Annotated in this window: 11 protein-coding genes, 1 tRNA gene and 1 rRNA gene (1 of these 13 cut by a window edge); 4 read left to right on the forward strand and 9 right to left on the reverse strand. The window is 63.8% G+C overall.

From position 1 onward, the window contains the following. The 8 genes from ACZ1JV_RS08365 to ACZ1JV_RS08400 form a co-directional block, all read right to left on the reverse strand. A 16S ribosomal RNA gene (locus tag ACZ1JV_RS08365) occupies nt 1-438 on the reverse strand; it reaches 1,051 nt to the left of the window's first position. A 515-nt stretch (nt 439-953) separates the two neighbouring features. Continuing rightward, a complete protein-coding gene (locus ACZ1JV_RS08370) occupies nt 954-1,736 on the reverse strand; it encodes a sulfite exporter TauE/SafE family protein (RefSeq protein WP_465136849.1) in 783 nt (260 codons plus the stop codon). Between the two features lie 30 nt (nt 1,737-1,766). Further along, on the reverse strand, nt 1,767-4,310 hold the full coding sequence (locus ACZ1JV_RS08375; protein ID WP_465151214.1) for a TonB-dependent receptor: 2,544 nt from the start codon (nt 4,308-4,310) through the stop codon (nt 1,767-1,769). Between the two features lie 141 nt (nt 4,311-4,451). Then, the gene (locus ACZ1JV_RS08380; protein WP_395329831.1) at nt 4,452-4,652 is read right to left on the reverse strand and encodes a YezD family protein; all 201 of its coding nucleotides are present in this window, start codon (nt 4,650-4,652) and stop codon (nt 4,452-4,454) included. 266 nt (nt 4,653-4,918) lie between these two features. Continuing rightward, entirely contained in the window at nt 4,919-5,362 is a 444-nt protein-coding gene (locus ACZ1JV_RS08385; protein WP_465151215.1) for an RrF2 family transcriptional regulator, read from the reverse strand. Between the two features lie 158 nt (nt 5,363-5,520). After that, nucleotides 5,521-6,024, reverse strand: coding sequence for a hypothetical protein (locus ACZ1JV_RS08390; protein WP_465136846.1), 504 nt, complete (start codon nt 6,022-6,024; stop codon nt 5,521-5,523). Nucleotides 6,025-6,036: 12 nt separating this feature from the next. Beyond that, complete coding sequence (locus tag ACZ1JV_RS08395; RefSeq protein WP_465151216.1) at nt 6,037-6,828, reverse strand: SDR family NAD(P)-dependent oxidoreductase; 792 nt, start codon at nt 6,826-6,828, stop codon at nt 6,037-6,039. Between the two features lie 59 nt (nt 6,829-6,887). After that, complete coding sequence (locus ACZ1JV_RS08400) at nt 6,888-7,715, reverse strand: alpha/beta fold hydrolase (protein ID WP_465151217.1); 828 nt, start codon at nt 7,713-7,715, stop codon at nt 6,888-6,890. A 160-nt stretch (nt 7,716-7,875) separates the two neighbouring features. Here ACZ1JV_RS08400 and ACZ1JV_RS08405 point away from each other — a divergent pair, with 160 nt between their 5' ends. Then, entirely contained in the window at nt 7,876-8,862 is a 987-nt protein-coding gene (locus ACZ1JV_RS08405) for a GlxA family transcriptional regulator (protein WP_465151218.1), read from the forward strand. Nucleotides 8,863-8,940: 78 nt separating this feature from the next. Here the strand turns inward: ACZ1JV_RS08405 and ACZ1JV_RS08410 are convergent. Then, nucleotides 8,941-9,017: transfer RNA gene (locus ACZ1JV_RS08410), tRNA-Arg, on the reverse strand. 136 nt (nt 9,018-9,153) lie between these two features. Between ACZ1JV_RS08410 and ACZ1JV_RS08415 the strand changes: the two genes are divergently transcribed. The 3 genes from ACZ1JV_RS08415 (at nt 9,154) to ACZ1JV_RS08425 (ending at nt 12,007) form a co-directional block, all read left to right on the forward strand. Next, entirely contained in the window at nt 9,154-9,654 is a 501-nt protein-coding gene (locus ACZ1JV_RS08415; protein WP_465151219.1) for a hypothetical protein, read from the forward strand. 29 nt (nt 9,655-9,683) lie between these two features. Further along, nucleotides 9,684-10,169 carry an MmcB family DNA repair protein gene (locus ACZ1JV_RS08420; protein WP_465151220.1) on the forward strand — a complete coding sequence of 162 codons (486 nt, stop codon included), beginning with the start codon at nt 9,684-9,686 and terminating at the stop codon, nt 10,167-10,169. Nucleotides 10,170-10,462: 293 nt separating this feature from the next. Next, nucleotides 10,463-12,007 (forward strand): DEAD/DEAH box helicase, encoded by a 1,545-nt coding sequence (locus ACZ1JV_RS08425; protein ID WP_465151221.1) that lies wholly within the window; start codon nt 10,463-10,465, stop codon nt 12,005-12,007. The last annotated feature ends 38 nt before the right edge of the window (nt 12,008-12,045 follow it).

Genomic DNA, 12,045 nt, shown 5'->3' on the forward strand with positions numbered 1-12,045 from the left:
TCTCCAGGTACTGTCATTATCATCCCTGGTAAAAGAGCTTTACAACCCTAAGGCCTTCATCACTCACGCGGCATTGCTGGATCAGGCTTTCGCCCATTGTCCAATATTCCCCACTGCTGCCTCCCGTAGGAGTCTGGGCCGTGTCTCAGTCCCAGTGTGGCTGATCATCCTCTCAGACCAGCTAAGGATCGTCGCCTTGGTAGGCCATTACCCCACCAACAAGCTAATCCTACGCGGGCTCATCCTTTGCCGATAAATCTTTGGTCCGAAGACATCATCCGGTATTAGCAGTAATTTCTCACTGTTATTCCGAAGCAAAGGGCAGATTCCCACGCGTTACGCACCCGTGCGCCACTAGATCCGAAGATCTCGTTCGACTTGCATGTGTTAGGCATGCCGCCAGCGTTCGTTCTGAGCCAGGATCAAACTCTCAAGTTTGTGTCACAACCATCAAGGCACACTCCTAAGAGCATCAACCTCAGATGATCGAACTTCGGGAGCCGATACCTGCACATGTAAAACGTATGGTTACGTAAGGACATGTAACAAGCGTCGGCTTGCTTTAAACTGGTACCCGCGGCCCGAAGATCCGCAGGACCAGGCGCCGTCGCCCACATGTCCCTTCATCAAAAACCTACAATGTCAAAGATCCGGAGCCTCTTGCAAAGCTCCCGCCGACGAAAAACCCGGACAAACAGCCTTCCTCGATTTCTATCTCGAGGAGCATGTTGCCCGTCTATGTTGGCGACCTTAGCAAACCGTCTGGTCCGCTGCGGTGAGAGGCCCTCTAAGACCCACCTACGATTCGGTCAACACACCTTTTTCAAAAAAACGTCTTTTTTCTAAATTTTGGCAGATTTCCGAGGGTTTCAGAGCATGTTCGCTTTGGGTCGGATTCCGCCCTCGGCGAATCGGGTCGCCGAGAGGGACGGTTTTCTGCGCTTTCACCCGATTCACATGCCTGGAACGAGATGCCAGGCCTTCACGATGCTGAACATGCTGGTGGCGATCAGCACCAACGACACTGCGAACAGCAACACGCGTGGTGCCACGCGCTTGGCAAGGTAGGCTCCGAATGGAGCCGCGATCACGCCGCCGACGATCATGCCCACCGTCGCGACGCTGAATGCCGCAACTCCCAATGTGGCGATGAACGAGATCGAGATCGACAGCGACAGCAGGAACTCAGCCGTGTTGACTGTGCCGATCACCTTCACGGGGTCTCCGCCCTGCACCAGCAGGTTCGAGGTGACGACCGGCCCCCAGCCGCCACCACCGGCGGCATCGAGGAAGCCGCCCACAGTTGCCAGCGGGCGAGTCATGCGCGGATCCTCGAAGCGCGGCCGTCTCATGCGGATCGCCTTCACCAGCAGATAGAAGCCGATCCCGGTGAGGTAGAGCATGATGTAGGGTCGAGCGACCGAGCCATCGATGTTCGACAGCACGTAAGCGCCGAGAACGCCGCCCGCCACGCCGAAGGGGACCAGTCGCTTGAACAGGCCCCAATCGACGTTGCGGTGGAGGATGTGACTCGCGCCCGATGCGCCGGTCGTGAAGATTTCGACGAGGTGCGTGCTCGCAGATGCCGCCGCCGGCGCCATCCCGAGCACGCTGACCAACATCGTCTGGGAAATCACCCCGAAGGCCATGCCCAGGGCACCATCGATGACTTGCGCGGCAAATCCGACGATGACGAAAGGCAGGAAATCGTCGAGGCCGATTCCGAGATCGAACATGAGGTTGTCCTCCCTGTTCCGTGAATGGGATCAGAAGTTGTAACGGATCGTGCCACCCCAGGTGCGCGGGTCACCCGGAAGGCCGGCGATCAGGCCGGTGTTGCCCGGGCCGACGAACAGCTGATCCATGTAGTTCTGATCGAAGGCATTACGTACCCAGCCATAGATATCGAAGCCGCTCTCCGTCCGGAAGCCCAGGCGGAAGTTCGACAGGCTGTAGCCGTCGATCCAGGTATAAGCCGAAGGCGAAGGGTTGGACGAGAAGTTCGAGCGATAGCTGCCGTCGTAGCCGAAGTAGACCTCACCCTCCTGCTTCAGCAGCGTGACCGGGGTATTCGCCTCGAAGCCGAACGAGAACGTCCACTTCGACACACCCGGCAGGCGCTGGCCGGAGATATCGCAGTTCGCCGGGCTGAGCGCGCCGGGCGTTCCGGCCGCGCCGGGCACCTGGGTGCCGGTGACGACGGTGCCGCCCGAGAGTTCCGGCGGGCACGGCGCGTCGGTGAACTTGCGGTAGGTCGCGTCGGTGTAGGCGCCGTTGACATAGGCATTGAAGCGTTCGCTGGGGCGGACCGAGAAGTCCCACTCCACGCCCTGCGAGCGCACTTCCTGCGCATTGGCGAGGTAGCCGCGCAGCACGCCGTACTGGCCGTTGGTGACGTTGGCCTGATAGTTGCCGATGTCCGAGCGGAAGATCGACAGGTTGAAGGTCGCGCGGCGATCCCAGAACTGCGTCTTGAGGCCGGCTTCGTAGTTGTGGACCGATTCCGGCTTCACCGTCTGTGCGGCAAGGATCGGATTGTTCTGCGCATCGACCGGCACGCCGTTCTGGTTGATGCCGCCCGACTTGAAGCTCTTCGCATACGTCGCATAGACGAGGATGTCCGGCGTGACCTTGTAGCTGACGTTGAAGTCATAGCTGAAGTTCCAGTCGCTGAACTTGGGCGAGATTTCCTGCGGCGTATAGATCGCCAGCTGCGCACTCTGCGTGGCCGTGTAGGACGCCTGGCCGAGCAGAAGTTCATTGCCCTGCCCGTCGAACACGCGGCGCTGGTAGTAGCCGTCCTTCTTGTCGTAGTTCAGGCGCACGCCCGGCTGCACCGTCAGTTCCGGCGTGACATGCCAGCTGAGCTGGCCGAACAGCGCGGCGCTGGTGTTCTTCAGATACTGCGAATTGTAGGCGACCAGCCCGTTGAGCACTGCAGGGTTGCAGGCAAGCTGGTTTGCCGCGCTGGGGCCGCAGCCCGAAGAGCCCGGCGGGACCTGCGCGACGGTGCCCGGATTGATGTTCCAGCGGCTGGCGGCCGCGCCCTGCGATTCGGTGCCCTGCGTATCGATCCGCTGGTAGAAGCCGAAGGCGCCGACCACGAAATCGAAGTGCTTGCCGCTGTAGTTGTAGCGCAGTTCCTGCGTGTACTGGTCCTGCTGAGACGGGTTCTGCGACAAGGCAACGACCGGCAGACCGGTGAAATCGCGGTCGTTCGACGGATCCCAGTCCCAGAAACGCCAGGCAGAGATCGAGGTCAGCGTGCCGGGGCCCACATCCCACTTCACCCGCACCGAAGCGCCGCCGATCTTGTTCTTCGCCTTGAGCGGCGTGTCGAGGTCGGTCAGGCGATCGTAGGGGTTGGTGCTGGGCGGCGTATAGCCAAGCGCGGCAGCGAGCGCCGGATACTGGCGGTTGGCGGCGCGCTGGGTGGGGCCGTAACCGACGTAGACCGAGCCGCAGCAGTTTGCGTCTTGCGTGGAATAGTCACCGGCAAAGGTGATCGCCAGATCCTCCGTGGGCTTCCACAGCACCTGCCCGCGCAGGCCGATGTTGTCCTGGCTCTGGATCCACTGATTGGTGGTCACGTTATAGATGGTGCCACGCCGATCGGTGGTGGACGCCGCGATGCGGACCGCCACATTGTCGGTCAGCGGCCCCGAAACGGCGACCTTGGCCTGCTTGAAGTTGTAATTGCCGACCGACACCTCTGCCTTGCCCTCGAAATCGAAGGTGGGCTGGTTGGTGGTGATGTTGATCGCGCCGGCCGTGGTGTTCTTGCCGTAGAGCGTACCCTGCGGGCCGCGCAGCACTTCGATCTGGGCAACGTCGAGGAAGTCGAACGTGGCCGAGGCGACACGCGAGTTGTAGACGTCGTCGATATAGATGCCGACGCCTTGCTCGATACCGTCGTTGGTGAGGCCGAACGGCACACCGAGGCCGCGGATGTTCACGGCGGTGTTGCGGGGGTTCGACGAATAGAACTGCAGCGTGGGCGTTAGCTGCTGAAGCCGGCCGACGTTGAAGGCCCCTGTGGAATCAAGGTGTTCGCCGCCCACGACCGAGATCGCCAGCGGCACTTCCTGGCTCGATTCCTGGCGGCGGCGCGCAGTGACGAGAATCTCGCCGCCACGATCATGGGCGCCGGTGCCGACCGAAGTGGGCGATTCCTGTTCGGCGTCGGCCGTGGCAGCAACGGGTGCCGGCGCTTCTTCCGCGAGGGCCGGCGTTGCAGCCAGCAGCAGCGTGAACGAAAGGCAGGCGAGCGGAAGCGGAGCCGGAAGCGGCCCGCGGATGTGTCTTCTCATGAAGTCCCCCTTGAATATGTCGCGGTGCGAATGGTCGCTATTCGAGGGCCTCACATCCGGTGGTCCGGTCTGCTTGGCGGCAGTCGGTTATGGGCAGTCGGTTATTTGGTTTTGGTCAGAATCCGGTGTCGATGCGCGCGCTTAGGAAGCGAAGCGCTTTCGTTCGGTGATGTCGAGCTGGACCAGCTTTCCATCGTGGACTGTCATCTGGATGACGCCGTAGCGCATCCTGTCGAGAGCATCGGCGACGACCTGAAGCGGGGCCGCCTTGGAGTTCGAGCCCTCGGAGTCCCTGGAAAGGTGAAGTCCCGATCGCTGGGTATCCGTTGACGGTTGAGCCATTGCGAATCTTCCTCCGAGTGCGGCGCTTTGCACCGCCTGAGGTACTGATATTCTCAACCTAAAAAGTTGACAATACCCCTATCCGAAAGTTTCTCGCATTCGCGGCAAAACAAAATCTATTTACGCCGAAGCGATGGCTTGGCGTTTGATACGATCCGAAAGGGGTAGAGGGGGGCAAAGAAGCCAGCCGCCCAAGCGTTGAAATCCTACGAAAACTGCTGAAATCTGCCGAAAACCGGTGGCCGCGAATGGCCGCCGAAGCGCAGTCAGGCGGCTTCGTCTTCTTCCTGTGCGGGAACCAGGTCGATCCGGTCCGACAGGCGGATACCGTCCAACAGATCGGCGGTGCGATCACGCACTTCCAGCATCAGGGCGCGGGTGCGGCAATCGCCTTCTTCCAGGCAATTCTTGCACTTCTCGTGCGCGAAGCGGCTGGCGCAGGGCACCAGCGCCAGCGATCCGCGCATGATGCGGATCAGGTCGCCATAGGTGATGTCGACCGGGGCCACCGCCAGCCAATATCCGCCATCCTTGCCGCGCTGGGAGTCAACGATGCCGAAGCGTGTCAGCTCGGACAGGATCGTGGTCAGGAACTTGGCGGGGATGTTCTGGGCTTCCGCGATCTGCGCCAGTTGGATGGGACCTTGCCCGTAGTGATCGGCAAGGTGCTGCATGGCGCGGATGGCATAGCGGGTTTTCTGCGAAAGCACGCGACTGTCATGCCTCAACGCGTGAGCCCCTTGCAAGCGGGCGAAAGGGACGATTCGCACTTTGTCAGCCATTGCGGTTGGGAATTCGGTGGAAACATTTTGCCCGCGCGGATCAGGCGATCCTCGCGGGCAAAATTGCAATGGATTGTGGTTGCGATTCAGATGCGGCGGGCGGCGCGGAAAGACAGGGTTCCCACCGCGATCATCGCCGCCAATGTCAGCACTTGCGCGACCAGGAACGGCGGCTCGGTGCCCGAAGGGGCCAGTGCATGGAGCGGCGGGATCTTCAGGAAAGCCTGCGTCACGAAAGCCAGCAGGTTGAGGTAAAGCGCTATGCTGGCCGCCACCGCATACGTCGCGGCCGCCCTGCCCCGCAGCTTGCGCCCGTAATAGGCGGCGAAGGCCACTGCCAGCACCGGGGTGGAGACGACGCCGGTGATGAAGGCCGGCGTCGCTCCATGGAAGGGAAACAGGAAGCCGGTCAGCGTCGTCGCCGCCGTGGTGATCAGGAACAGGCCGGATAGCCCGGCGATGCTGTAGCGCCCGGCAGCGAAGGCCAGCATGACCACGATCCCGCTCGCAATCGCCACCAGACTGATCGCGACGTGGAGCGCAGTGAACTGGGCAAGTGTCAGACCTAATATAGTGGTGGAGGGGATCATGGCACGCTCTCCTCAGTTGGCCATGACCGCGCCGTAACGCGCGGCGGGCTTGGCAAGCGACAGGTTGGGGCGCAGTGCGGTACGCGCGGCAATATAGGCGTCATACTGCGCCATGTCGGGCAAGGCAGGGATCGTCACGGTCTCGCCCATGTCCAGCCCGATCAATGCGGCATCGACCATGTCGTCCGCCTCCATGACCATGTGCGCGGGCAGCGCGGCCATCTTCTCCTCGGTCCAGATCGCGGTGCGGGTAATCCCCGGCAGCACCGCCTGCACGCGCACGCCCTTGGGCCCGAGTTCGGCGGCCAGCGCCTCGCTGAAGGCGAGGACATAGGCCTTGGTTGCGGGATAGACCGCCGTGAACGCCTCCGGCATCAGCGCGGTGACGGAGGTGACGTTGATGATCGTGCCCTCACCTCGCTCCGCCAGCCGCGGCGCGATCGCCGCCGAGAGCCGGGTGACCGCGCGGATATTGAGGTCGATCATGCCCGACAGGTAATCGGCATCGGCCTCCAGGATCGTGCCTTCGTTGGCGATGCCGGCATTGTTGACGAGGCCGACAATCGCCGCGTCATCGCGCAGCCGTTGTTCCACGTGCAACAGGTCTTCCGCCTTGGCGAGATCGGCGCCGATCACTTCGACCGAGACGCCGGTTTCAGCCTCCAGCCGGGCGGCCAGATCGGCGAGCTTGTCCTTGCGGCGGGCAACCAGGATCAGGTCGTGCCCACGGCGGGCGAGGCGATCGGCATAGAGCGCACCGATACCGTCGGACGCGCCGGTGACGAGGTAGGTCTTGGCGTTCATCACATTACTCCTTTTCGAAAGGAGCCCGGCGATCATCACTGCCGCCGGGCGTCCGGGGTTCAGTTGCGGATGAAGTCGAGAAGATCGGCGTTGAAACGGTCGGCCTCGATCTGGGTGAGTCCGTGGCTGCTGCCCTCGTATACCTTGAGAACGACCTGCTTGACGATCTTCACCGTTTCCAGCGCGGCGGCGCCGATCGGCACGATCTGGTCGTCGTCACCATGGAGCACCAGCGTCGGCACATCGAACTTCGCCAGATCGGCGTGGAAGTCGCTTTCGGAGAAGGCCCGGATCGAATCGAGCTGGCCCTTGAGGCCACCCATCATCCCTTGCCGCCAGAACTCGCGCCGCACGCCTTCGGAGATCGTCGCCCCATCGCGGTTATAGCCGTAGAAGGGAATCGTGAGGTCGTAGAAGAACTGGCTGCGATCCTGATAGGTCCCCTTGCGGATCGCGTCGAAGGCGGAAATCGGCAGGCCGCCGGGATTGGCCTCGGTCTTCAGCATCAGCGGCGGCACCGCACCGATCAGCGCCACCTTGGCGACGCGCGCCGTGCCGTGGCGGCCGATGTAGCGGGTGACTTCGCCGCCGCCGGTCGAGTGGCCAACCAGAATGACGTCGCGCAAATCCAGCGTCTCGATCAGTTCGGCCAGATCGTCGGCATACTGGTCCATGGTGTTGTCGTTCCAGACCTGATCCGAACGGCCATGGCTGCGGCGGTCGTGGGCGATGGTGCGAAAGCCCCGATCGGCGAAGAACGCCATCTGCACGTCCCAGGCATCGGCAGACAGTGGCCAGCCGTGCGAGAAGACGATGGGCTGGGCGTTCCGGTCGCCCCAATCCTTGAAGAAGATGCGGGTTCCGTCCTTGGCGGTGATCGTGCTCATCGTCTGCGTCCTGCTTCCCTGAAGAGCGCCCTTTGCGCCCGGTAAAACAAGAGATACGCTCCCCGCACGAGGCCCGGGATTGTCGCAAACGACATTGAGCAGGCCGATTCCGACATTCGGCTGGGACGGAGTGGGTGTGACGATGAATCCGGCAACTGCAATGGAGTCAGTTTCAGGTGGGCGCGAAGTGGGTCTGATGCTCTATCAGGGCTGCCAGATGGCCATGGTCCACGGCATTACCGACCTCTTCGCCATCGCCTCGCACTTCTCGACCCGCAACGGCGGCCCGGCCCTGCGCGTCAGCCACTGGGAACGGGGTGAGGACGGCGTGTTCCGCCGCTGCCACGACACCGCCCCCGATGAACCGGGTGAGCCATCCGTGCTGATCGTCCCCGGCCGGCTCACCGGCCCCGCCGACCGCGACGAGGCCGCACCCTACGCCCGCTGGCTGCTGGACCGCCACGCGCGCGGCACCACCCTCGCCTCGACCTGCGGCGGCGCCTTTATCCTTGCCGCCACCGGGCTGCTGGACGGACGCCCCGCGACCACGCACTGGCTTTTCGCGCGTGAGTTGCAGGAACGCTTTCCCGACGTGCTGGTCGATGCCGACCGCATCGTGATCGAGGATGGCGACCTGATCACCGCTGGCGGGTTGATGGCCTGGACCGACCTTGGCCTTCGGCTGGTCGACCGCCTGCTGGGCCCCACCGTCACGATCGAGACGGCCAAGTTCCTGCTGATCGATCCCGCCGGCCGCGAACAGCGCCACTATTCCAGCTTCGCCCCCCGCCTTACCCACGGTGACGAAGCGATCCTGAAAGTCCAGCACTGGCTGCAATCGCGCGCCAGCCGGGCGACCAGCCTTGCGGAGATGTCGCAGCAGGCCGGGCTGGAAGAACGCACGCTGCAACGCCGCTTCAAAAGCGCCACCGGCATGAAGCCGATCGAATACGTGCAGCACCTGAGAATCGGCAAGGCGCGCGAACTGCTGGAATTCACCCGCCGTCCGATCGACCAGATCGCCTGGACCGTGGGTTACGAGGATGCCACCGCATTCCGCCGCACCTTCCACCGCATCCTCGGCCTGACGCCGGGCGACTATCGCGCGCGCTTCCACAGCGGCGCCGACTTGGCCGTGGCCGCATAAAGAAATCGACGATTTGGGAGAAATGGCGCACCCGTTCGAACAGATTTTTTGGATGAGGGTGGCCATTTCCAGAGGAAATGGCGCACCCGACAGGATTCGAACCTGTGGCCTCTGCCTTCGGAGGGCAGCGCTCTATCCAGCTGAGCTACGGGTGCAGTGCCGGGGCGACTAGCAGAGCATCGCCGGTGTTGCCAGAGACAAATGTGGCTATCGCCCGACAGTCCACGGGAAAATATGCGCCGGATGCCGAGTTAGTAAATTCGCAATAGGCTTTCGGCTATCGAATCGGACATGGACGCGACGGGTTTCACCTCGGACGAAAGCTGGGCGGAGGCTGAGGCCCGCGATTATGATGTGCGTGACTGTGGCGCCGATACCTATGGCACCCCCGATTATGTTGCTTCCTGGCCGCAACCGGCGGATGCCCCTGCCCCTGCGGCACTGGGCGCCATCGCCATGAAATGGGCAGCACTCCACCAGGCGGGGCAAGTCGTCGCCGCCATCGCCGGGGCCGATGACCAAAGCCCCAGCCTTGAAGCGCGCGCCTTCCCGGCCATCATGCGCGAAGCGGGCGGATGGCGGTGCAAACTGGCCGAACAGGGCATCGACGATCTGACCGCGATCATGGAGCCCGGCCTCTGCGCCCTGCTCTCCGCGCTCGATCGCGGGGCCGATCCGCGTGCCGCCGCGCGTTCGCTGTGGGAGGAATTCGTCGCCGCGCGCGATGCCATGGTCGCGCTTGCGCCGCCCGACGCGCTGAACCTGATGACACCGCCGCGCCAATCGGCTTGAAAGTTCTTGCTATGTTCCTATGATAGGGCATGGCCGACGTCGATTCCCCCCTTTCGCCGATTACCGCAGCCGACGTAACGCGCGGTGTCGGGCGCCTGTTTGCCCGCAACGATATCTGGTGCCTGACGGAAATGCCCCTGCGCTGCGGCCGGCGGGCGGATCTGATGGGCGTGGACGCCAAGGGCCATGTCATCATCGTCGAGATCAAGGTGAGCCGCGCCGATCTGCTGGGTGATGGCAAGTGGACGGACTATCTGGACTATTGCGACCGGTTCTACTGGGCCCTCCCCCCCTCGCTGGACCGCGCGCCGCTGGAAACCGAACTGTTCCTGCCCGAACGCTGCGGCGTGATCGTGGCCGATGGCTATGATGCCGAGATTCTGCGGCCCGCCCCGCTCCACCAGCTGGCCGCCGCGCGCCGCAAGGTGGAGACGGAGCGCCTTGCCCGCGCGGCGCTGCGCCGGCTGGTGACGCTGGGCGATCCGCAAACCCTGCAATGGGGTGCAGAGGGGTAACGCCGGGATTGTGACGGCTCGCCCGCGGCGCCTTCCGATTCCCCCGACACGTAATTTTCTTGCGTTTTCCCCCGCCACACCCTAAATGCACGCCAAGCAACCGGCGCGTGGGGTCCATTTTCCCGCCGCAATCCGAGAGCAGCGTGAGGTTTCCGGCGTCAACGCCTGAACCGGCCCGGACGAGCGGTTGCACCTGAACCAGCTTCCTTCTTCACGCAGGGTCGCCCGAAACGACACCTAGCTCCGCGCGCCTTTTCCTATCCGCGCGCCCGGGCTGCTTGTGAAAGTGACTTATGTCCTATTTCTCCGAACTTGGTCTGGCCGAGCCGATTCTCCGTGCGCTCGCCGCCAAGGGCTACACCGATCCCTCGCCGATTCAGCGTCAGGCCATTCCGGCACTGCTGGAAGGTCGCGACATTCTGGGCATCGCCCAGACCGGCACCGGCAAGACCGCCGCATTCTCGCTGCCTTCGCTGCACCGCCTCGCCAATGATCCCAAGCCGCGCCAGAACGCCGGCTGCCGCATGCTGGTGCTGTCGCCGACGCGCGAACTGGCTGCGCAAATCGCCGAGAACATGCGCGGCTATGCCAAGTTCCTCAATCTCTCCGTCCAGTGCGTGTTCGGCGGCGTGCCCGCCGGCAAGCAGGCGCGCGCGCTTGAGCGTGGCACCGACATCCTCGTCGCCACGCCCGGCCGCCTGCTCGACCTGATCGACAGCCGCGCGCTGACGCTGCGCCATGTCGAGATCTTCGTGCTCGACGAAGCCGACCAGATGATGGACCTGGGCTTCATCCAGCCGCTGAAGCGCGTCGCCGCGCTGCTGCCGAAGACGCGCCAGAGCCTGTTCTTCTCGGCCACGATGCCGCAGGCGATCGCCGAGCTGGGCAAGCAGTTCATCAACAACCCGGTCAAGGTCGAAGTTGCCCCGCAGTCGACCACTGCCGAGCGTGTCGAACAGTACGCCACCTTCATCAACCAGGCTGAAAAGCAGGCACTGCTGACGCTCAGCCTGCGCGCCGGTCTGGCCGAAGACGCTGCAGAGAAGGCAGAGCATGGCGCCATCGACCGCGCGCTGGTGTTCACCCGCACCAAGCATGGTGCCGACCGCGTCGTCCGCCACCTCGTCGCCGCCGGCATCCCGGCCGCCGCGATTCACGGCAACAAGAGCCAGGCCCAGCGCACCGCCGCGCTTGGCGGGTTCCGCCAGGGCACCATCCGCATCCTGGTCGCGACCGACATCGCCGCGCGCGGCATTGACGTGAGCGGCGTCAGCCACGTCTACAACTTCGAAATCCCGAACGTGGCCGAACAGTACGTCCACCGCATCGGCCGCACCGCGCGCGCCGGCGCGGACGGCGTGGCGATCAGCTACGTCGCGCCGGACGAGAAGCCCTACATCCGCGACATCGAGAAGCTGACCCGCGTAAAGCTGGCCGCGCTCGGCCTGCCGGAAGATTTCCAGAAGCAGGCTTCGCGCCTTCCCGCGCCTTCGCGCAGCGCCCCGGCCGCACCGCAGGGCAACGGCCGCAATGGCGGTCAGGGCAAGCGTGGCGGCAATGGCGGCGGCAACCGCAGCCAGCAGCCGCGCGGCGAGCGTCGTGACGGCGATAGCCGCCGTGATGGTCAGCGCCATGATGGCCAGCGTAACGACGGCCACCGTAACGATGGGCGTAACGATGGGCGCCGCGACGACCGCCGTCGTGACGATCGTCCGCGTCAGGACGCGCCGCGTGGTGATCGTGGTGGCGAGGAGCAGGGTGAGCGCAAGCGCAGCTTCCGTCCGCGCGGCCCCAAGGGCGTGGGCGCGCACAAGGGCGCCGTCCGCCGCACCGGCTAAGAGACCGTTTGGAAAATGCCCATGGGGCATTTTCAGAG

Source organism: Novosphingobium sp. BL-S-19 (assembly GCF_055521675.1).